This is a genomic window from Gilliamella sp., assembly GCF_024104075.1.
In the GTDB taxonomy this organism is placed as follows: domain Bacteria; phylum Pseudomonadota; class Gammaproteobacteria; order Enterobacterales; family Orbaceae; genus Gilliamella; species Gilliamella bombi.
Map to the genome: position 1 here is coordinate 48266 of NZ_JAGGHR010000004.1, position 23280 is coordinate 71545.

Consider the following 23280-nt stretch of genomic DNA (forward strand, 5'->3'; position numbering starts at 1 on the left):
ATCCTTGATCATTAAAAATACTTCATAAACTAAAATCTAACTAGTGCAGATCCCCAAACAAATCCGCCACCAAAGGCTTCTAATAAAATTAGGTGACCTCGTTGAATTCGTCCATCTCTTACACCAGTATCTAAAGCACAAGGCACAGAAGCAGCAGAAGTATTGCCCTGCTTATCTAATGTGACAATAACTTTATTCATATCCATATCTAGGCGTTTTGCGGTTGCAGAAATAATTCTTAAATTAGCTTGATGCGGAACTAACCAATCTAAATCTGCTTTATTGAGCGTGTTTTCAGTTAAAAGCTCGTCAACCAAATTTGACAACTCTTTAACTGCCACTTTAAACACTTCATTGCCATGCATTGTCATATAAACAGGATCATTCATATTACGGCGATCAACATATGGATATTTTAATAAATCACCATAACGGCCATCAGCATGAAGATGCGAAGCAATAATACCAGGTTCTTCTGATGCACCGACAACAACCGCTCCTGCACCATCCCCAAAAATGATAATGGTGCCTCGATCATTTGGATCAACACCACGGGTTAACATGTCAGAGCCAACAACTAAAGCATTTTTAATTGCACCACTTTTAACATATTTGTCAGCAATATCAAGCGCATAAATAAACCCAGAACAAGCAGCTGACACGTCAAAAGCAACGACATCACCAATACCTAATTTAGCTTGTAATTCTGTTGCAGAACTTGGAAATGCATTGCCCGAAGTTGCTGTTGCAACAATAATCATACCTATTTCTTCTTTATCGATATTGGCCATTTCAATTGCATTTATAGCAGCTTCATAAGCCATGCTCGTTACTGTTTCATCTGGCTCTGCGATACGTCTTTCTTTAATACCAGTACGCGTTGTGATCCATTCATCACTGGTATCAACCATTTTTTCAAGATCTGCATTAGTTCTTATCTGTTTTGGAAGATAACTCCCAGTTCCTAATATCTTTGTATACATCTAATTATTCGCTCTTGGGTAGTGCGGAAGAAAGGCTCGTTGCAATCTTCTCAGGTATATTTGTTTGTATAGCCAAAATAGCTTGTTCTATTGCTGCATAAAATGATTTTTGATTGGCACTACCGTGACTTTTAATCACAATACTTCGAAGTCCAAGCAAGCAAGCGCCATTATATCGTCCGGGATCTAAATAACCAAAATTTTTTGCAATTTTCCTTTGTAGCCATTTACTCAATAATTTCAATAATAGTGAATGATGACCTAACGATAATTTAAAAGAAGACATAAAAATTTTTATTAAACCTTCTACTGTTTTTAACGTTACATTACCCACAAAACCATCACAAACAAGTACATCGGTTTTACCCGTTAAAAGTTCGTTACCTTCTAAATAACCGATATAATTAATTTTGTTATTTGATTTCAAAATAGCAGAAGCCGCACGAATTTTATCCAAACCTTTAATGTCTTCTTCACCAATATTAAGTAATGCAACACGAGGATATTCAATATTAAGCACTGTTTTAGCTAAAATTTCACCCATTATCGCAAACTGAACTAACATATCACTATCACACTCAGCATTAGCTCCTAAATCCAATACTACTGTATTTTGATTGTTTAATGCTGGAACTATAGCGACGAGTGCAGGACGATCTATACCCGTCAATGAATGCAAAAGTAGTTTTGACAGCCCCATTAACGCACCAGTATTACCGGCACTTACACATGCTTGAGCTTTATTATCTTTAACTAGTTCAAGCGCAATTCTCATAGAAGATCCTTGACTATGACGAATTGCATAAGAAGGTTTCATATCATTAGCTATTACTGATGTCGATTCTATCAACATTAATCGACCTTCTTGTTGGTATTGAGTAATTAACTTTGAATTTTCTTTAGGCAAAAAAAGATTGATTTCTGTTAGACAGCCTACCAGAAAGATTGAAAGAGTTGGATAATTATTTAGTGCTTGTATTGCAGCAGGAACAACAACACGAGGACCGAAGTCCCCGCTCATAGCATCTAACGCAATGGTTAGATTATCCAAAATGTCACCTGAGGATTTCTAATTACTAAATAATTATTTAGAAATCACTTTACGACCACGATAATAACCATCAGCGGTTACGTGATGACGCAAATGTGTTTTACCTGATTCATCAACTGAGATATTAGCAACAGTTAATGCATCATGAGAACGACGCATACCACGTTTTGCACGAGTTTTACGATTCTGTTGAACAGCCATGGATTTACCCCTTATTCTTTAAACTAACTAAAATTGCAAATGGATTTGTTTTTTCATTCTCAGTAGGAATTTCACCAAATACCATATCTGCCTCTGACACTTCGCAGTGTTTACTATCATGTACCGGCGCAATTGGTAACGAGAGAATAATTTCGTCCTCAAGTAACGCTAATATATCTACTTCACCAAACTCGTTCATCAAAACGGGTTCATAATGTTCCGGTAGCGTCTCTGCTTGAGCATCGCTCTTAACAGGACTAAATTTATTCGTCACATGAACTTCAGTGACAAAAGGTTTAAAACAACGTTGACAAGTTTGTTCTAACGTTAATTTTGCATCAATATTGATAATGCAGAGTTTTTGTTCATCATAATAAAAAGACAAACTACACTCAATATCACTTTTTGGGCTATCAACCCTATTTACCGCTTGAAGTGGATAATATCCAATATAATCAAGTCGTTTTTGTGCCGATTTAATCGGATCAATAGTAAATGGTAATTTATTTTGCATAAGATATGCATACTACCTTAAAAAAATTTTTTTAGTGTAGTTAAAAACTACACAATGCCATAAGGCGCGCATATTACCTTTAAATCAAGGTTTCGTCAATGGGATCACACAATATAATTTGTTTTAGTTGTTGATTATTACTTTAATATTCATTTTGTTAATGATTATTTTTTTCTTGCAAAGTTTTTTCAGAAAACACCCATATTTCAGTATAAAAGTTGTCATTTTGGTCTTTTCATTTATTATGATAATCGACACAAACTATCTTTCATAATCGCTCGAAAATCATCAAAAGTTCTGCTATCTAATAAACGTTTGGTAGACTTTTCTTTGACAAAGTTTACAAACAAATTATATATTCGCATAGCATCTTCATATTCATCTTTGCTAATTGCTAATAAAAAAATAACATGCGCAACTTCATTTTTATCCCAAACAATACCTTGTGGTGCTAAAATAGTCGTAACTACAGTTTTTTTTGCCAACAATCCAACTGAATGAGGAATAGCAATATTTTCACCTAATAATGTAGAGACTATTTCTTCCCGCTCAACAAGTGATGGATAAAAATCACCACCAACATATCCTGATTGTTCAAGCCTTACACAAATACTTTTAAAAATTTCTTTTTGTGTCATTGGCTTATCAATAATAATAAAGAACTTTTCATCAAAAAAACGTTCAATAATATAAGGCATTTTTCGGTCAACCATTGCCAATCGCCCTAATTGTTCAAGCTGATAAGCTGTCGGAAATGGTGCTATTTTGACAATTTGTTTGTCTTTTTCGGTTAAGCGAACAGTTGATACAACAAAATCCTCTTCTATTTGTGTTAATTGCTCATACTCTCGATAGGAAAGTGTACGATTAATTTGGATATGCGGAAAATCTCTCTTAATTTTTGATTCAACCATACGCAAAGTTGAGTTACTGAGCTCACTAACTAATAGAATTTGTGCAAATCTTTCATGCCCTGCACTATAATTTCGCTCCAATGCTACACCAATATGTAAGGCTAAATAACTTATTTCATCCTCTGTCATTTTTGATTCAGTGTATTTTTCTGTATTAGTTAACGCAGAAAGCGTAATATCATAAGCAAATGGATAATATTGTTTAATTTCATGCAATAAAGGATTGGTTGTTCTTATTTGATATTTTATCCTAGATAACATTGATGACGTATGAATCAGCATATCTTGGCGTAATTTAGTATCATCCCATAAATTATAGTGATATGTATCATTAATATAAGATAATATATGCTCAACTAACGCCAAACTTTTTGCTTGATTTGGGGATTCTGTTATTATTCGAGAAATAATTTGTACACACAGATAATTAAATTCCGCATCACAAAGTACACTGCCTAAAAAATATGAAAACTCTTCTGAAATTTCACGTGCAGCACTAATAACTGTTGTATTAATTTGATCAACTTGATATTCAAGCAGCTCATAACCTTGAGTAATACGAGTAATAGATACAGCGCAACTGTAAAGCAAATATCCCTGTCCTTCAGCATTTAACTTTAGTTCAAAACGTTCAAGTTGGTTTTGTAAAATCTTTTCAAGATAATCTAAATCAATATCATTTAATATTGTCTGACGAAGCCTGTTTACGTTTATAGTATCTTCTGCCATATGACGTTGCCACAATATATCAGTTAAACATGCTCGAATTGATGACTCCTCTCCAACTAAGTACATCCCATAATAAGGACGATTTTCAAGAGATAAATTGTACTTATCTAAATATTGTTTAACCTCGATAACATCATTTTGTAAAGTACTGCGACTTAAAAACCACTCATCAGCTATATCATCCAATTTCACAGAATTGGACTGTGTTAAAAAAGCAATCAATAAAGCCGAAACCCTTTCTTTACTAGTTCTTGGTACTTGCTCAATTGCTTGAGTAATAGGCAATTGAGCATAACTGACTGGATCGGTTACTACAAGTTGATATCCTACATTTTTAGTATAATCAACTTGAGCACCATAACTACGTAAAACATCGTTAAGTGCTGAAACATCAGTACGAATTGTGCGAGTAGATACTGAAAAGCGATTAGCTAACTCTTGCTGAGGTAGTGTCTCTTTTTTTATAGTATCAAATAAATACGCTAATCGCTGATAAGAGAAAAGCACTTTAGATGACATCATTTATCCTACTAGTTTTTGTGTGATAGCTAAAAGTTGTTTGACATCATTGGTTCGCGTTGCACCAGTCGCTTTGTCAATAATAGAACTATAGATGTGTGGAATAATTTTTTTTACACCTGCATCTAAGGCAATTTTTAAAATTGCTTCATAATTATCTAAATCAATTCCACCTGTCGGCTCAAGATAGAAATCGTACTCAGCACAACACTTAGCCACATACTCAAATTCATCTTTATGTTTTAGACCTCCCATAGGAAAATATTTTATTGAACTGCCGCCCATATCTTTCAGTAAAGCGATAGCTGTTTCCACTGGAATAACTCCTGCTGGCGAATTTGAGCTTAAAGGTCCAGTTGCAATATTAACTAAACCAACTTTACCTGTCGGCGAAACTAAACCATTAATGATTGTTTGTTTTTGTCCTAACAATGCTCGGCTAGTCGCAACACCCGTGAAAACTTGGTTAATATGCTGTGGTTGAAGTACCGCTGAAATTTCAGACACCATAGTTGACTGATTTGGATCACCTGCACCAAGCCCCACAGAAATAGCATTATCGATAGCTGCAGCGTATTTTTGCATATCCTCAATCGCCGATTCATTATCTGAATAGTTTTTAGATAAGATACCAACAACTACATGACTTTGTGCCGCTTCATAAATCTCTTTTGCATTATCGATTGAATTTGCTAAAACATTTAAACAAACACGATCATTATAATAATTTGGAGTCAGTTGCATTATTTTGCTCCTTGAATAATATTTTTGATTTTGTTGTAAATAATATCGAGTTGGGCTGATGTTACACTACGCACATCGGCATCAACTTTACCTTCATTGGCTTTATATTCTCTGAAATACACTGCTATTTCGCCTTTTTTCATCAGGTCAACTATCTCAATTGCAGATTTACCTATTACACTTGCATCAAACGTTATTTCTGCACGCGCAATATCACGTCCTGCGCCATCCCAAACGACTCTGGCTGATACTCCATCAAGTGTATTTAGGCTTTCAATAAATGGCGTCATTTTAGTCACCATTTGCTGTCCTGTTTCAGTCTTTTTATCAGTAATATAAAGTTCAATAGCTTTTGTTAATCCTAAAATACCTTCTTTTCCTACTTTCATTGGTCGGCCAATACCTTGTGATTGTAGTTTTAACCATTCCACCGCCTGATGACGACCAATAACCAAACCACTAGTTGGCCCTTCGATTGCTTTAGCACCACTATAAACAACCAAATCTGCGCCTTGCTGATAATAAGTTTGTAAATCTTCTTCTGCCGCTGCATCAACAATTAATGGGACATTATGTTTTTTTGCAATTGCTGCTGTTTGTGCAACCGACAACATACTTTTTTGTACACAATGATGTGACTTAATATATAAAATTGCGGCAGTATCTGGATTAATTAGTGATTCAATATGCTCAGGCTTACACTCGTTGGCATAACCAGCTTCAACAATAATCCCTCCACCTAAAGAAACCATTGTGCCAATTGGTGCACCAAAATTAACATTATGACCTTTAGGAACAATGATTTCACGGGGGACATATTTGTCAGATGAATGTAAATTAAATAATAAATCGCGATCATCCTTAATAATTAATCCAGCAACAGCTTGGGCAATACCAGCAGAAGCACATGATACTACCACCGCATTTTCAACATTAAGCAATTTAGCAATATATTGGCCTGTTTTATCAACCAAATCTTTAATTTCAAAATATTCATTTAGCCCATGGGATACAGTATCGACCACTTCAGGCCTTGGCGTTGAAACACCTAAAATTGTCATTCGTCCTGATGCATTAATTACCTTTTTTAGGTTATATTTACTGTAAACATCTTTTTCAGTTTGAGATTCTGAGCTCATTTTTACTACCTTCTTCTGTTATTTCAATTCGTATCAAATGGTTTTTCTCATCAGCAACAATAGAGGCTAGAGGAACAAATTGCTCATCACTTTGTCTAACTTCACCTTCTGAATCTAATAATGAAACTGTTTGCTGTCTAATATCAAAAATAGTCAAATCTGCATCATAACCAACCGATAAAACACCTTTATTTTTAAGTCGCAAAACTTGTGCCACATTTTTCGTCACACTATCAATGATTCTTTTTCGACTATAACCAAGACAGATAAACTTTGTCATCACATTAGCCAGGCTAAAAACTGGTCCCTGTAAACGATTTTTAGAATAAATATCAGAGCTAATAGTATTAGGATAAATATCTAAGCATTTAGCTCGTTCTGCTACTGAAAAACTAAAACTTTCACCACCATGACCGACATCCAATATCACACCACGTTCAATTGCTCGTTTAATTGAACCACGCAGTTTATTTTGTTTATCAAAGATTTGATTGGGTTTACCATTAAAACAATGTGTAATAATGTCACCTTTTGTTAACAAATCAGCAATTTCATCAAGCTCTGGAGGATTATTGCCAACATGGATCATTAAAGGTAAACCACTCTTTCTTTGCATTTCTTTAGCTTTAATTAAGGGTAAAATGCCATTTTCACCTACTACACTACGGCTCATTCGCACTTTGATCCCAATAATAAAATCGGGATACTTAGCTAATGCCTCATCAAATAAGGGTACATCAATATCTTGTATATCGGCGAGTTCACTTTGCCTTAATAACCCGATTTTAGAAATATTTAAAAAAGAGTAAACATGTGTACTTGCTTGCTGAGCTAATTGATAAAACTCATCTACATCGATAGCTCCAATGCTACCAGCATCAACAACCGCAGTAACACCAGCTTTAACGCCGATCAAATCAGGCTCATCATGATAAATAGGTGAACGAGCAAAACAATGGGTGTGTGAATCAACCCATCCGGCACTGATATAGTGCTTATTTTGTAGATCTAAGACACGCTCAGATTGGTCTGTAATAGAACTAGCAATCGCAACAATCTTTCCATGATGAATAGCAATATCTGTTACTGATTCATCAATTTGTTTGGCATTTTTTATAATTAAATCATACATAATTTATTCCGAATCCCCTCTTTGCAATTTAATAAATTACAGAGGGGAATAACTAATATTATAAAATTGGAAATATACCACCAAAAATCATAGCACCTAAAATAGCTCCACCTGTGATTGGTTTTTTCCATACATAAAAAAGTAGCGCCCCCAATAATGAACCGGTACCAATAGGAATTGAAGCAACCATCGCAGATAAAATAATCATAGGACCAAGAAATCGTCCTGATGCATTACCTGCCCCCATCATGACATCAGCACCAAAAGTCGAACCACCACCACTATTGACAGTGAATTTACGGATAATAATAATAATTAAGCCTATAAGCACACCTAATATCAATCCAGTTGCTAACGCTGCAAAAAAATTTTCAATAGGTAAAGTATAGCCGCCAGCTAGCAGTAACGCAGGTACACCAAGCCCAATACCTGTTTGCAATGCACCACCGATATCTAAAATGCCGACCAAGGAACCTTCAATAACACGAGCAAATAAAAAACTAGCACCAAAAGCCGCAACAGCGCCATAATCGCCAGTGGTCATTCCTGATTTGAGCATAGCAACAAATGCAATTTCATTAAATGCACCAATACCGTACACATAGAATGTATGCGTTCCAGCAAAAATACCGGCAGATAATAGCCCACAAATGATAGGGAAAGACCAATCGGCATACCAAAAACTTTTATCGACCATTGTTTGTGTATTCATAATGTGTCCCTATATTATTTAAACCAATAAGATAAACCATCTCTAAACGAGTTAATCATCTTCAAATCAAAACCACGGAAATATCCACTCATAACAAATAAAATAATGACAGCAACTAACATAATTTTCATCACACGGTTCCAGCCACTATCATCTACACCTTTGCCAATCAATATACCCAACACCAACCCTGGTACTGCATTGCCCATAATTAACTGTGCAAGCCCACCAAATAACGTTCCCCAAAATCCACTACGACGCCCTGCATCTAGAGCGGCTAACCAGAAAATAACAGGCATAACCGTTGCAACTAACAAGTTAGCGGCAGGAACAAGAACCTTCGTTGCAGTAATTTTTAGCGAATCAGGAATAACTGAAGTGGTTGTATTTAAAAATAACACCACAATCATCCCAATAAATGCACAAGCAAATGCCATTTTTTTAGGATCATGTAAGGTTTCTGCAAGATTACGATTTTTTATCATCAATAAAGCTCCACCCCAGTTAGGGATGATGCGATGATCGACGTCTTGAGTAAAAGAGCCAGCTGCAACCGATGAAGCCCACGCATTAAAAAAGAACCCTAAACCAAATGAAAAGTGCGCTGCAGGATCACCTTCACAAGAATTAAGTTCACCTAATGTCCGAAACGCACCCATCCCTTGATAAGTTGGCGCATGAAACATTCGAGCAGCTCCCGCACCGACCCCAAAACCACAAAGTCCGCCGATAATAATAGACTTGAATGCAATAATTAAAATTTCCATAACTTCCCTTTTACGTTATGTTATTTTGAAGTAAATTTAATATCATTTAAATCAATAAAAATTACGTTAACAGATACATCAAGCGTGATTTCATAAAATGTCTTTTTCCTTGGTAAAAAGATAAACAAAAAACGTTCTGTTGTTATCTTTTCTATTGCTGATACAACTTGAATGTCAATTGGTTCTATTCGCAACATAATATTATTAGTGTTTTTGAGTACTTCTTTCTGAACCTGACTTAAAGCTATAGCAAAAGCTCGCTGCTTAGAATCACCATGACCTTTTACTCTAACAAGTATCTGTTCTGTTTTTTTCATTCTCATTTACCGTTTATGAACGTGGATATTTTTTTAGAAATGCTTTTGCTACACGTTGCCCTAATTCTTCCGTGTCCATAAAACCAAAACCAAGAACTTTACAGCCGTCATTAATAGCTGTTTCACCTTCTTCAATTGATCGCATACCATGGCGTTGTGAATAGCCATATTTATTTTGTGCAGTAATAGCACCAGCTCCACCACTACCACAAAATGAAAGGCCCAAATCGGCATTTTCTTTATTCATTACATCACCTAATTTCATATCTGCTGCCATACCTGGAATGACGATTGCACGACAACCTTCTACTGAGTTAATTCCCTCCGCAATTTTTTGCCCTTTTCCCATTCTATCGCCGATAACAATGACTACTTCTGCCATAATATTTCTCCTATTAATTATTGTTTTTTACTTGTCTAGTAATCGTTTAATTTGCTTTAGCTACTTCATAATGAACTGCCAATAAATATGCTTCTTCTATCGGTAAATTATCAAATAAGTTTATTGTTTTTCTTGCCAGTTCTAAAGATTCTTCTGAAAGTTCATCAAATAACTCAGGGTCGACTTCAGGTAATGTTTCTAATGTTTTGGCCCTCTCAACCATAGCTTTTACATGTGAAAATAACATCGCTTTTTGAACATCATTTTGTATGATTTGATGCTGTACTAACCAACTATTGATGATCGTAATGGTTTGTTCAGTAACTAACTCTGGTTCTAAATCATCCTCGATCATTCGAAATTTTATTGGGTTCATAGCTAATACATATCTCTTATTGTTTTTGAATTGGATAGAATAAGCGTAAATCAATCAAGGCTTAATGTGGATAGAGAATTTTTCCGTCTGCAAGAGGAAATTTATTATAAAGTTTGCTAAATACAGCAATAAGCAAGAATTGTTACTCTTGATACAACTATTTATTGATTAAATCTATGTTCAATTTTGTGATTTAGATCATAAAACCCGACCTTCACAAATACATTTAAAAATACAATTTCTATAATTTGATTAATTAGATAATACTGTCATTTATACATTGAGGATAATATTCAAACATTGTAAAAAATAGGTAAAAATTAAAAAATTAGTTTATTTTTCCAAAAACGCTCAGGTGTGCTATTGATTTTATTTGATTTTTTTAATATTTAAAAAATTAATCTTTTTATACTTAGCTATTTAAGACTATGAGCAAATTATGCAAAATTAACTTAAGCTTTAAAATCCACTTTAGACATCCACTCTGTAGAAAACAGCGCATAGCTTTCTTCTATTTTCTCTTGTGAAAGGTAAAGACGATTCATTACAACATACATGCCTATACTTTTTATATTTATGACTTTTAGTCATCATATAAAAAAATAGCACGCTATGCGTGCTATTTATGAATCAAATCTAATGAGACTATTGATTTTCTTCAGCTGAATTTAGTAACTCAGCTAAATTAGCTGTAGCTTCTTCAGCTGAAATTGTTGTTTGAATCTCATCAGTCGATGGCATTGCTCGTTTACGTAAACGTTCCTTATGGTAAGCATAACCTGTACCAGCTGGAATTAATCGACCAACAATTACGTTTTCTTTTAAGCCACGTAATTCGTCATTTTTACCAGCTACCGCTGCCTCTGTTAAGACGCGAGTCGTTTCTTGGAACGAAGCTGCAGAAATAAACGATTCAGTCGTTAATGATGCTTTGGTAATACCAAGTAGATCGTGTAAATAAACAATTGGTTCTTTACCTTGAGCCTCAAGTTCACGGTTGATAATCTTCAAGCGTGAAACTTCAAGTTGTTCGCCTTCAAGCAAGCGAGAGCCACCAGGATGGATAACTGTTGCTTTACGTAACATTTGGCGCACAATAACTTCAATGTGTTTATCGTTAATTTTTACACCTTGTAGACGATAAACTTCTTGAACCTCGTTTACAATATAACGTGTTACAGCATTAACACCACGTAGACGTAAAATGTCATGAGCCGATTCAGGTCCATCAGAAATTACATCTCCACGACCAACTTGTTCACCTTCAAATACGTTAAGTTGACGCCATTTTGGAATCATTTCCTCATATGGTTCACTACCATCTAACGGAGTGATAATTAAACGACGTTTACCTTTCGTTTCTTTACCAAATGAAATGATACCATCAATTTCAGCTAAAATAGCAGGCTCTTTTGGTTTACGAGCTTCAAATAGGTCAGCAACACGTGGTAAACCACCGGTGATATCTTTGGTACCAACAGATGCTTGTGGAATACGAGCAAGTGTGTCACCAATATTGATTTCTGCACCATCCTCTAACTGTACTAACGCTTTACCTGGTAAAAAGTATTGTGCAAGCATTTCTGTACCAGTAAGATAAATATCTTTACCTTCAGCATCAACAATTTTAATTGCTGGACGTAAATCTTTACCCACCCCAGTACGTTCAGCTACGTCTAATATCACAATAGATGATAAACCAGTTAACTCATCAGTTTGACGAGTAATAGTTTGTCCATCAACCATATCAACAAAACGAACAAAACCTTTTGCTTCTGAAATAACTGGCATTGTATGCGGATCCCAGTTAGCAACGGTTTCACCCGCATCAACTGTTACACCATCACCTTTACTTAAAATCGAACCGTAAGGAACTTTATAGGTTTCTTTCATTCGACCTAATTCATCAATAATAGTTAATTCAGCATTACGCGAAGTAATAACCAATTTCTTATCTGGGTTAGTTACAAATTTAGCATTAGTTAATTTAATACTACCTTTGTTTTTAACTTGCACACTTGATTCAGCAGCAGCTCGCGATGCCGCACCACCAATATGGAACGTACGCATGGTTAACTGAGTACCTGGTTCACCAATTGATTGCGCAGCAATAACGCCGATGGCTTCACCTTTATTAACCAAATGACCTCTAGCCAAATCTCGTCCATAACATTTTGCACAAACACCAAAATCAGTATCACACGAAACGACTGAACGTACTTTAACGCTATCTACCGATTCAGCTTCAAGTAAGTCACATTTACTTTCATCAAGTAAAGTATTACGTGGAATTAAGATATCTGCACTACCAGGTTTTAATACATCTTCAGCTGTGACTCGACCTAATACACGCTCACGAAGTGGTTCTTTAACATCACCACCTTCAATAACTGGGGTCATGACCACACCTTCTAAGGTGCCACAGTCGTCTTCGATTACCACTAGATCTTGTGCAACGTCAACTAAACGTCGAGTTAAGTAACCTGAGTTTGCGGTTTTTAATGCAGTATCGGCAAGACCTTTACGCGCACCATGAGTAGAAATAAAGTACTGAAGTACGTTTAATCCTTCACGGAAGTTCGCTGTGATTGGTGTTTCGATAATCGAACCATCTGGTTTTGCCATCAAACCACGCATACCGGCAAGCTGACGAATCTGTGCAGCAGAACCACGTGCACCTGAGTCGGCCATCATGTAAATACTATTGAAAGAAGATTGAACTTCTTCCTCACCTTCACGGTTAATGACTTTTTCAGTTGATAGGTTATCCATCATGGCTTTAGCAACACGTTCATTAGCTGCAGCCCAAATATCGATAACTTTATTATAACGTTCACCAGCAGTTACTAAACCTGATTGGAATTGCTCTTGGATTTCAGCAACTTCAATTTCAGCTTCATTGATGATTTGTGATTTCTTAGCTGGAATCTCCATATCATCAATACCAACAGATACCCCTGAACGTGCTGCATAAGCAAATCCAGTGTACATAATTTGGTCGGCTAAAATTACCGTATCTTTCATACCTAATTGGCGATAACAAATATTTAAAATCTTAGAGATCGCTTTTTTACCAAGAGGCTGATTAATAACAGAGAAGTTCATTCCTTTTGGCATAATTAACCATAGAATTGCACGACCGACAGTCGTATCAACAATCGAGGTAGTATCTTCCCATTCACCTACACTATTTCGTTGGCTTTCAGTAATACGAACTTTAACCTTAGCATGCAATTCAACTAGGCCTAAACGGTATAGTTTTTCAGCTTCTTTAGGACCAGTTAATACCATGCCTTCGCCTTTGGCATTAATTTTATCACGAGTCATATAGTAAAGACCTAAAACCACGTCCTGAGAAGGAACGATAATAGGTTCTCCACTTGCAGGTGAAAGAATATTGTTGGTTGACATCATTAACGCACGTGCTTCTAACTGAGCTTCTAACGTTAATGGAACGTGAACCGCCATTTGGTCACCATCAAAGTCAGCATTAAATGCCGCACAAACTAGTGGGTGTAATTGAATCGCTTTACCTTCAATTAGGATAGGTTCAAATGCCTGAATACCTAATCTATGTAATGTTGGAGCACGGTTTAATAATACTGGATGTTCACGAATAACTTCATCTAAGATATCCCAAACAATTGCATCTTCACGCTCAACCATTTTCTTCGCAGCTTTAATGGTTGTTGCATAACCGCGACGTTCTAATTTCCCATAAATAAATGGTTTGAATAATTCAAGTGCCATTTTCTTCGGTAAACCACACTGATGCAAATGCAAGTATGGACCTACAGTAATTACAGAACGACCCGAATAGTCAACACGTTTACCTAACAGGTTTTGACGGAAACGACCTTGCTTACCTTTGATCATATCAGCAAGGGATTTTAATGGGCGTTTGTTAGAACCTGTAATCGCACGACCTCGGCGACCATTATCTAATAATGCGTCAACAGATTCTTGTAACATGCGTTTTTCATTACGTACAATAATATCTGGTGCAGCTAAATCCAATAAACGTTTTAAACGGTTATTACGGTTAATAACTCTACGGTAAAGATCATTTAGATCTGATGTTGCAAAACGCCCACCATCTAGTGGAACCAATGGACGTAAATCTGGTGGCAACACAGGTAATACATTTAAGATCATCCATTCAGGTTTGTTTTCTGATTGAATAAATGCTTCAATAATCTTAATACGTTTAGTTAGTTTTTTACGCTTAGTTTCAGAATTAGTAGTTGCTAGCTCATCGCGTAGAGCTTCACATTCTGCTTGCACATCAATATTACGCAATAATTCTTGGATAGCTTCAGCACCCATACGAGCATCAAACTCATCACCAAACTCTTCTAACGCGTCAAGATATTGCTCTTCAGTTAAAATCTGACCTCGCTCTAAATTAGTCATGCCACCATCAAGAACCATAAATGACTCAAAATAAAGCACTCGTTCAATATCGCGAAGTGGCATATCAAGTAATAAACCGATGCGAGAAGGTAATGATTTTAAAAACCAGATATGAGCAGTTGGAGATGCAAGTTCAATGTGCCCCATACGTTCACGACGTACTTTAGCTTGAGTTACTTCAACTCCACATTTTTCACAAATAACACCACGGTGTTTTAGACGTTTATATTTTCCACATAAACATTCATAATCTTTTACTGGTCCGAAAATACGTGCACAAAACAATCCATCACGTTCAGGTTTGAACGTACGATAATTGATTGTTTCAGGTTTTTTGACTTCACCAAAAGACCATGAGCGAATCATATCAGGAGAAGCAAGGCCTATCTTGATAGCATCAAAGTCTTCAGTTTTTGTTTGTGCTTTTAGAAACTTTAATAAGTCTTTCACAATTGACTCCTATGGAGTTAAACCAATTAGATAACTTATTATTACTAATAAGTTATCCCTATAAATAGAAATCATTTAAGTTAGAGAAAATTACTCTTCATCTAACTCTATATTTATACCTAGCGAACGAATCTCTTTTAATAGTACATTAAATGATTCTGGAATCGCAGGCTCCATACGATGATCACCATCTACAATATTTTTATACATCTTAGTTCGACCGTTTACGTCATCTGATTTAACAGTTAACATTTCTTGTAAGGTATAAGCTGCACCATATGCTTCAAGTGCCCACACTTCCATCTCACCAAAACGTTGACCACCAAATTGAGCTTTACCACCCAATGGTTGTTGAGTAACCAGACTGTATGAACCTGTAGAACGAGCATGCATTTTGTCATCAACTAAGTGATTCAATTTGAGCATATACATATAACCTACAGTAACTGGACGTTCAAATTTTTCACCTGTACGACCATCATACAAAGTAATTTGACCAGAAGTTGGTAAGTCACCTAGTTCAAGTAATGCCTTAATTTCTTGCTCTTTAGCACCATCAAATACAGGTGTTGCTAATGGCATACCATTACGTAAATTTTGTGCTAAAGTCATCACTTCTTGATCAGTGAATTGTGCAACATTAACTTTTTGCGCAGCACCTAAACCAAGATCATACGCTTTTTGAATAAATTCACGTAATTTAGCTAATTCTTGCTGTTCTTTTAACATAGCATCGATCTTCTGACCAATACCTTTAGCAGCCATACCCAAATGAGTTTCTAATATCTGTCCAATATTCATACGGGACGGAACACCTAGCGGATTCAATACGATATCAACTGGACGACCTTTTTCATCATATGGCATATCTTCAATTGGATTAATTTTTGAAATAACCCCTTTGTTACCATGACGACCAGCCATCTTATCACCAGGCTGAATTTGACGTTTAACTGCCAAGTAAACTTTAACGATTTTAAGAACGCCAGGCTGTAGATCATCGCCTTGAGTAATCTTCATACGTTTAGCTTCAAGTTTTTTGTTAAACTCTGTTTTTATTTCGTCGTACTGTTCAGCCAACTGTTCTAATTGAGCTTGTTTATCTTCGTCTGCAATACCAATTGTTAGCCATTTTTGATGTGGTAAAGCATCTAATTTATCCGCTTTGATTCCACCTGAAATTAATACATCACGAATTCGAGCAAACAATGCAGCTTCTAAGATTTTAAGTTCTTCAGTTAAATCTTTTCTCGCCTGCTTGAGTTGCATCTCTTCGATTTCAATTGCACGTTTATCTTTTTCTACGCCATCACGAGTAAACACTTGAACATCAATAACAGTACCTGAAACACCATTTGGCACACGTAATGAGGTATCTTTAACGTCAGATGCCTTTTCACCAAAAATAGCACGTAGTAATTTTTCTTCTGGCGTTAATTGAGTTTCACCTTTAGGTGTCACTTTACCAACCAGAATATCGCCACCTTTTACTTCAGCACCGATGTATACAATACCTGATTCATCAAGTTTAGACAGTGCTGCTTCACCTACGTTTGGAATATCCGCCGTAATTTCTTCTGCACCTAATTTTGTATCACGAGAAATACAAGATAACTCTTGAATATGAATCGAGGTAAAACGGTCGTCTTGTACCACTTTTTCAGAAACTAAAATAGAATCCTCAAAGTTATAACCATTCCATGGCATAAATGCCACTCGCATATTTTGCCCTAGTGCCAATTCACCTAAGTCAGTAGATGGACCATCTGCAAGTACATCACCACGCTCAACTTTTTCTCCCAATTCCACACATGGAATTTGGTTAATACAAGTATTTTGGTTAGACCGTGTATATTTAGTTAAGTTATAAATATCAATACCTGTTTCACCAGCATATATTTCATCTGAATTAACATTAACCACAATACGCGATGCATCAACATATTGAACTGTACCACCACGACGAGCAACCGCTGTTACACCCGAGTCAACAGCTACTGCACGTTCCATACCAGTCCCAACAAACGGCTTTTCAGCTTTTAAGGTTGGTACTGCTTGACGTTGCATGTTCGCACCCATTAAGGCACGGTTCGCATCATCATGTTCAAGGAACGGAATTAATGAAGCACCAACTGATACGATTTGTTGAGTTGATACATCCATATAATGAATTTGTTCAGGACTATATAAACCCGATTCACCACTTAAACGACAAGTTACTAAATCTTCTTTAAAACGACCATTTTCATCAAGATTTGAGTTTGCCTGAGCAATTACAAATTCACTTTCATCAATCGCTGATAAATAGGTAATTTCATCAGTTACAATACCATCAATAACACGACGGTATGGTGTTTCTAAAAAGCCATACTCATTGGTACGAGCATAAACTGCTAATGAATTAATCAAACCAATGTTTGGACCTTCAGGCGTTTCGATTGGACAGACACGTCCATAGTGCGTTGGATGTACGTCACGCACTTCAAATCCTGCTCGTTCACGCGTTAAACCACCTGGTCCTAAAGCTGAAATACGACGTTTATGCGTAATTTCGGATAGTGGATTGTTTTGATCCATAAACTGAGATAACTGACTTGAACCAAAGAATTCACGAATCGCTGCTGAAATTGGTTTAGCATTAATCATATCTTGTGGCATTAGTGAATCAAGATCACCTAGAGATAAGCGTTCTTTCACTGCTCGTTCAACACGAACTAAACCAATACGGAATTGGTTTTCTGCCATTTCACCAACACTACGAATACGTCTATTACCTAAATGGTCGATATCATCAACTTCACCGTGACCATTACGAATAGCGATTAATTTCTTCATTACGTCAACGATATCATCTTTCGTTAAAACGCTTTCACCTTCAATGTCATCACGCCCTAATGAACGGTTAAACTTCATTCGACCAACAGCAGATAAATCATAACGTTCTTCAGAAAAGAATAAATTATCAAATAACGCTTCAGCTGCTTCTTTTGTAGGTGGCTCACCTGGACGCATCATGCGATAAATTTCAACTAATGCTCCAAGTCGGTCACGAGTTGAATCAACATTTAATGTCTCAGAAATAAATGCACCATGATCTAAATCATTAGTGAATAATGTTTCTATCTTTTTATAGCCAGCATTCGTTAATTGAAGTAATAGTTCTAGTGAAATCGGTGTATTGGCAAAAGCAATTACCTCACCTGTTTCTTCATCAACATAATTTTTAGCAAGAACTTTGTTAACAATATATTCAACTGGTACATCAATTTTGCTAACTTTATCTTTTTCTAACTCACGAATGTGACGAGCTGTAATACGTCGGCCTTTTTCAGCGTAAACTTTACCTTTTGACTCAATATCAAATAGTGCTGTATCACCACGTAAACGCTCTGGAATAAGATCCATTTTTAACTTAGATTTGCTAACTTCAAAAATAGTTTTTTCAAAGAAAATATCTAAAATTTCTTCTGTTTCATAACCTAATGCACGTAAAATAATTGTTGCTGGAAGTTTACGACGACGGTCAATACGAGCAAAAAGATTATCTTTTGGATCAAATTCAAAATCAAGCCAAGAACCACGATAAGGAATAATCCGAGCATTATATAAAACTTTACCAGAAGAGTGCGTTTTACCTTTATCACTATCAAAGAACACACCTGGACTACGATGTAATTGCGATACGATTACACGCTCTGTACCGTTTATCACAAATGTACCATTGTCTGTCATTAAAGGAATTTCGCCCATATAGACGTCTTGCTCTTTAATATCTTTAACTGTTCCCTCTGGCGCATCTTTATCATAAATAACTAAACGTAATTTTACGCGCAACGGTGCTGAGTAAGTGATCCCTCTAATTTGACATTCTTTAACATCAAACACAGGTTCGCCCATCATAAAGCTCACGTACTGTAACTCAGCGTTACCACTATAACTTTTTATCGGAAATATTGAACGGAATGCAGCTTCTAAGCCATATTGTCCTTCTGGATCTTGCTCAATAAATTTCTGGAACGAATCAAGTTGAATAGAAAGAAGATACGGTATATCCAAGACTTGTGGACGCTTACCAAAATTCTTACGAATTCGTTTTTTCTCGGTATAAGAGTAAACCATTAGTTCCTCAACTTGCTTATCTGCTATTTTAGCATGATTAAATATTCATCAGGGTGTTATCGCCAACTGATACACCTGACACCTCATCGAAAATATCTATAAATATCAATTGATTAGGCTTAATAAATATACTATTTCTTTATTATTTTTTATTGATAATCTTCAAATAAAATTCTTTAACTTATTATAGCGCAAAAAGGCTGGAGGTATAAAACCCCCAGCCATTTATCGGAATATCGATAAACTTATTTAAGCTCGACAACTGCACCAGATTCTTCAAGTGCTTTCTTAAGTTCATCAGCATCGGCTTTGCTAACGCCTTCTTTAACTGTTGCTGGAGCTGATTCAACAAGGTCTTTAGCTTCTTTTAAGCCTAAACCAGTTGCACCACGAACTGCTTTGATAACAGCTACTTTATTAGCACCAACATCTTTTAAGATTACATCAAATTCAGTTTTCTCTTCTGCTGCTTCAGCTGGACCTGCTGCGGCTACGGCTACAGCTGCTGCTGCAGAAACACCAAATTTTTCTTCCATCATTGATACAAGCTCAACAACATCCATAACAGACATTTCAGCAACTGCATCTAAAATTTGTTCTTTAGTGATAGACATAATATAGTTTCCCAAATTTACATTTTTTAATTAATAAAATTCACAATCAAACCGCCAATTAAGCAGCTTCTTTTTGATCGCGAACCGCTGCAAGAGTACGAACCAATTTGCCAGCTGCGGCTTCTTTCATGGTTGACATCAAGCGAGCTAATGCTTCTTCATATGTAGGTAATGTTGCTAAGCGATCAATATTCGCTGCAGTAATCAACTCACCTTCAAAGGCTGCGGCTTTAATCTCAAATTTTTCATTTTCTTTCGCAAACGCCTTAAAAATACGCGCTGCAGCACCTGGGTGCTCATTTGAAAATGCAATTAGAGTTGGACCAACAAACGTATCTTTTAAACACTCATATTGAGTGCCCTCAACAACACGGCGTAATAGCGTATTACGAACAACACGCATATAAACACCCGCTTCACGAGCAGATTTACGTAATGCAGTCATTTTTTCTACAGTTATGCCTCGAGAATCAGCAACAACTGCAGATAGCGCACCTTTGGCGATTTCATTGACTTCAGCAACAATTTCTTGTTTATTTTGAAGATTTAGTGCCATTGGTATTGCTCCTGGATTATACTAGGCAAAAGCCTAGACTTATTCAAGCTAGCTACAAATATAGCTAGCACAACCACGATGAGCAGAATCCTTCTATTATATCTTATCAGGTTCTGTCACCGTCTACGTAGGAAAATTAAGTAGTCACACAACAACCACACCTACGGTCTTGGACGGGGTCTGGTTAAGGCCAGACACCAACCGATTTCTCTATTTAATTATAAATAATAATTAAACAGTTGCATTTAATGTTGCTTGATCAATAGCAACACCAGCACCCATTGTAGTAGAAAGGCTAACTTTCTTAATAAATACACCTTTAGAAGAGGCTGGTTTTGCACGTTTCAACGCAACAAGTAATGCTTCTAAATTTTCTTTAAGCTTATCTGCATCAAAATCAGCTTTACCAATAGTAGTATGGATAATACCATTCTTATCATTACGGTAACGGATCTGACCAGCTTTAGCGTTTTTTACAGCTTCTGCAACGTTAGGAGTTACAGTTCCAACTTTAGGATTTGGCATTAAACCACGTGGTCCTAAAATTTGACCTAATTGACCAACAACGCGCATAGCGTCAGGTGATGCAATTACGACATCAAAATCCATTTCGCCTTTTTTGATTTGATCTGCAAGATCGTCCATACCCACTAATTCAGCACCAGCTTCTTTTGCAGCCTCTGCATTTGCACCCTGAGTAAAGACAGCAACACGCACGCTACGTCCAGTACCATGAGGAAGAACGATCGCACCACGAACATTTTGATCTGATTTACGTGAATCAATACCTAAATTAACAGCAACATCAACACTTTCTGTAAATTTCGCTGTAGCTAATTCTTTTAATAAAGTAATTGCTTCATTGATTTCATATTGTTTAGTTGCGTTTACTTTTTCGCGGATAAGTTTAGCCTTCTTAGATAATTTAGCCATGAATTAACCCTCCACTTCCAAGCCCATTGAACGAGCTGTTCCTTCAATAGAACGCATCATCGTTTCAATGGTCGCACCATTCATATCTGCAGCTTTCAATTCAGCAATTTCGCGAATTTGTGCACTTGTTACTTTACCTACTTTTTTCTTATTAGGTTCACCTGAACCAGACTTGATTTTAGCCGCTTTCTTTAACAAAACAGCTGCTGGAGGTGTTTTAGTTACAAATGTAAATGAACGGTCAGAATAAACTGTAATTACAACAGGAATTGGTAATCCTTTTTCCATGCTTTCTGTTTTAGCATTAAATGCTTTACAGAATTCCATAATATTCACACCATGTTGACCAAGTGCTGGACCAACTGGTGGACTAGGATTTGCTGCACCAGCTGCAACTTGCAACTTGATGTAAGCTTGTACTTTTTTTGCCATTTCTAGTTTCCTTTGCTTGGGTGCAAACGCCTCTATTAATAATAATTATTAATAAATAGACAGCTCCCCTAAGTTAAATGAGGGCAGAATTATCCTATAACTTAATTGAAAATGCAAGATTTAATTTAAGTATAGATAAATCAAAAGCAAGGCAAATACCTTGCTTTAATCCTAAATTACATAAAAATTAAAGAACATCTACAGCGTTAAGCTCTTTAAATGCAAGTTCTAAACGAGTAACTAAAGAATCTTGTCCCTTACGTAACCATACGCGAGGATCGTAGTATTTTTTATTTGGAGCATCAACACCTTCAGGGTTACCTAATTGCCCCTGTAAATAAGCTTCATTTGCTTTGTAGTAATCTAAAATACCTGACCAGTTAGCCCATTGCGTATCTGTGTCAATATTCATTTTAATTACACCATAACTAACTGCTTCAGCAATTTCTTCCGGTGTAGAACCTGATCCACCATGAAATACAAAGTTTAATGATTTAGCTGGTAGATTATATTTTTCAGATACATATTTTTGTGAGTTATCTAAAATTTTTGGCGTTAATTTAACATTACCTGGTTTATAAACTCCATGCACATTACCAAATGAAGCTGCAATAGTAAAACGAGGACTGATAGCACTTAAACGTTCATAAGCATAAGCTACATCTTCTGGTTGAGTATAAAGTGCTGAGCTATCCATATGACTATTATCAACACCATCTTCTTCACCACCAGTACATCCTAGCTCTAACTCTAAAGTCATTTTCATTGCTGACATACGAGCAAGATATTGACAACAAATATCAATATTATCTTTTAATGACTCTTCTGAAAGATCAATCATATGAGATGAAAATAATGGTTTACCTGTTTTAGCAAAATGAGTTTCGCCTGCATCCAGTAACCCATCAACCCATGGAAGTAATTTTTTAGCGCAGTGATCAGTATGAACTATAACAGGGACTCCATATTTTTCAGCCATAAGATGAACATGTTTTGCGCCAGAAATAGCACCCAACACAGCACATTCTTGACCTTCTAATTTTAGGCCTTTACCAGCAATAAATTGAGCTCCACCGTTAGAAAACTGAACAATAACAGGAGAACCTACTTTTGCGGCTGTTTCAATAACGGCATTGATAGTATTTGTGTCAACACAGTTAACCGCAGGTAATGCAAAGTTATTTTCGCGAGCGATTTGAAATACTTTTTGAACATCATCACCAGTGACAACACCAGGTTTAACAACATCAGAAATCTTAGTAACCATTTTATTACCTATAAAT

At 36.2% G+C, this 23280-nt stretch carries 20 protein-coding genes; all 20 read right to left on the reverse strand.

The genetic code is table 11. The features are described from left to right. Positions 1-29: 29 nt before the first annotated feature. Positions 30-983 carry a beta-ketoacyl-ACP synthase III gene (locus J6569_RS02285; RefSeq protein ID WP_174798866.1) on the reverse strand — a complete coding sequence of 318 codons (954 nt, stop codon included), beginning with the start codon at positions 981-983 and terminating at the stop codon, positions 30-32. 4 nt (positions 984-987) lie between these two features. Next, on the reverse strand, positions 988-2034 hold the full coding sequence (plsX, locus tag J6569_RS02290; protein WP_296317411.1) for a phosphate acyltransferase PlsX: 1047 nt from the start codon (positions 2032-2034) through the stop codon (positions 988-990). Between the two features lie 33 nt (positions 2035-2067). Continuing rightward, a complete protein-coding gene (gene rpmF / locus J6569_RS02295) occupies positions 2068-2235 on the reverse strand; it encodes a 50S ribosomal protein L32 (RefSeq protein WP_025316508.1) in 168 nt (55 codons plus the stop codon). Between the two features lie 4 nt (positions 2236-2239). Next, complete coding sequence (yceD, locus tag J6569_RS02300; protein WP_065561382.1) at positions 2240-2749, reverse strand: 23S rRNA accumulation protein YceD; 510 nt, start codon at positions 2747-2749, stop codon at positions 2240-2242. Between the two features lie 242 nt (positions 2750-2991). Beyond that, positions 2992-4914 carry a PRD domain-containing protein gene (locus J6569_RS02305; RefSeq protein ID WP_141672684.1) on the reverse strand — a complete coding sequence of 641 codons (1923 nt, stop codon included), beginning with the start codon at positions 4912-4914 and terminating at the stop codon, positions 2992-2994. Continuing rightward, a complete protein-coding gene (locus J6569_RS02310) occupies positions 4915-5655 on the reverse strand; it encodes a KDGP aldolase family protein (RefSeq protein ID WP_065589631.1) in 741 nt (246 codons plus the stop codon). Beyond that, complete coding sequence (locus J6569_RS02315) at positions 5655-6794, reverse strand: DgaE family pyridoxal phosphate-dependent ammonia lyase (RefSeq protein WP_065589632.1); 1140 nt, start codon at positions 6792-6794, stop codon at positions 5655-5657. The genes J6569_RS02310 and J6569_RS02315 overlap by 1 nt, the downstream gene beginning before the upstream one ends. Then, positions 6772-7926, reverse strand: coding sequence for an amidohydrolase/deacetylase family metallohydrolase (locus tag J6569_RS02320; RefSeq protein ID WP_296317414.1), 1155 nt, complete (start codon positions 7924-7926; stop codon positions 6772-6774). Before J6569_RS02320 ends, J6569_RS02315 begins: the two co-directional genes overlap by 23 nt. 58 nt (positions 7927-7984) lie before the next feature. Beyond that, positions 7985-8623, reverse strand: coding sequence for a DUF4310 family protein (locus J6569_RS02325; RefSeq protein WP_366941227.1), 639 nt, complete (start codon positions 8621-8623; stop codon positions 7985-7987). Between the two features lie 29 nt (positions 8624-8652). Further along, complete coding sequence (locus J6569_RS02330; protein WP_034910435.1) at positions 8653-9405, reverse strand: DUF4311 domain-containing protein; 753 nt, start codon at positions 9403-9405, stop codon at positions 8653-8655. Positions 9406-9425: 20 nt separating this feature from the next. Continuing rightward, positions 9426-9722: a DUF4312 family protein gene (locus J6569_RS02335; protein WP_296317417.1), complete on the reverse strand. Its 297-nt coding sequence runs from the start codon at positions 9720-9722 to the stop codon at positions 9426-9428. 13 nt (positions 9723-9735) lie between these two features. Beyond that, positions 9736-10104: an SFCGS family glycine-rich protein gene (locus J6569_RS02340; RefSeq protein ID WP_034910428.1), complete on the reverse strand. Its 369-nt coding sequence runs from the start codon at positions 10102-10104 to the stop codon at positions 9736-9738. A gap of 46 nt (positions 10105-10150) precedes the next feature. Further along, a complete protein-coding gene (locus J6569_RS02345; RefSeq protein WP_296317420.1) occupies positions 10151-10480 on the reverse strand; it encodes a PRD domain-containing protein in 330 nt (109 codons plus the stop codon). A gap of 645 nt (positions 10481-11125) precedes the next feature. Beyond that, positions 11126-15343: a DNA-directed RNA polymerase subunit beta' gene (gene rpoC / locus J6569_RS02350; protein WP_085163874.1), complete on the reverse strand. Its 4218-nt coding sequence runs from the start codon at positions 15341-15343 to the stop codon at positions 11126-11128. Positions 15344-15433: 90 nt separating this feature from the next. Then, positions 15434-19462 (reverse strand): DNA-directed RNA polymerase subunit beta, encoded by a 4029-nt coding sequence (rpoB, locus tag J6569_RS02355; protein ID WP_065589634.1) that lies wholly within the window; start codon positions 19460-19462, stop codon positions 15434-15436. Positions 19463-19707: 245 nt separating this feature from the next. After that, on the reverse strand, positions 19708-20076 hold the full coding sequence (gene rplL, locus J6569_RS02360) for a 50S ribosomal protein L7/L12 (protein WP_034884317.1): 369 nt from the start codon (positions 20074-20076) through the stop codon (positions 19708-19710). Between the two features lie 58 nt (positions 20077-20134). Beyond that, positions 20135-20632 (reverse strand): 50S ribosomal protein L10, encoded by a 498-nt coding sequence (gene rplJ, locus J6569_RS02365; RefSeq protein ID WP_065589635.1) that lies wholly within the window; start codon positions 20630-20632, stop codon positions 20135-20137. 231 nt (positions 20633-20863) lie between these two features. Continuing rightward, complete coding sequence (gene rplA, locus J6569_RS02370) at positions 20864-21565, reverse strand: 50S ribosomal protein L1 (RefSeq protein WP_034910418.1); 702 nt, start codon at positions 21563-21565, stop codon at positions 20864-20866. 3 nt (positions 21566-21568) lie between these two features. Further along, the gene (gene rplK, locus J6569_RS02375; RefSeq protein WP_034884321.1) at positions 21569-21997 is read right to left on the reverse strand and encodes a 50S ribosomal protein L11; all 429 of its coding nucleotides are present in this window, start codon (positions 21995-21997) and stop codon (positions 21569-21571) included. Positions 21998-22184: 187 nt separating this feature from the next. Further along, positions 22185-23264: a class II fructose-bisphosphate aldolase gene (fbaA, locus tag J6569_RS02380; RefSeq protein ID WP_085163872.1), complete on the reverse strand. Its 1080-nt coding sequence runs from the start codon at positions 23262-23264 to the stop codon at positions 22185-22187. Positions 23265-23280 lie beyond the last annotated feature (16 nt).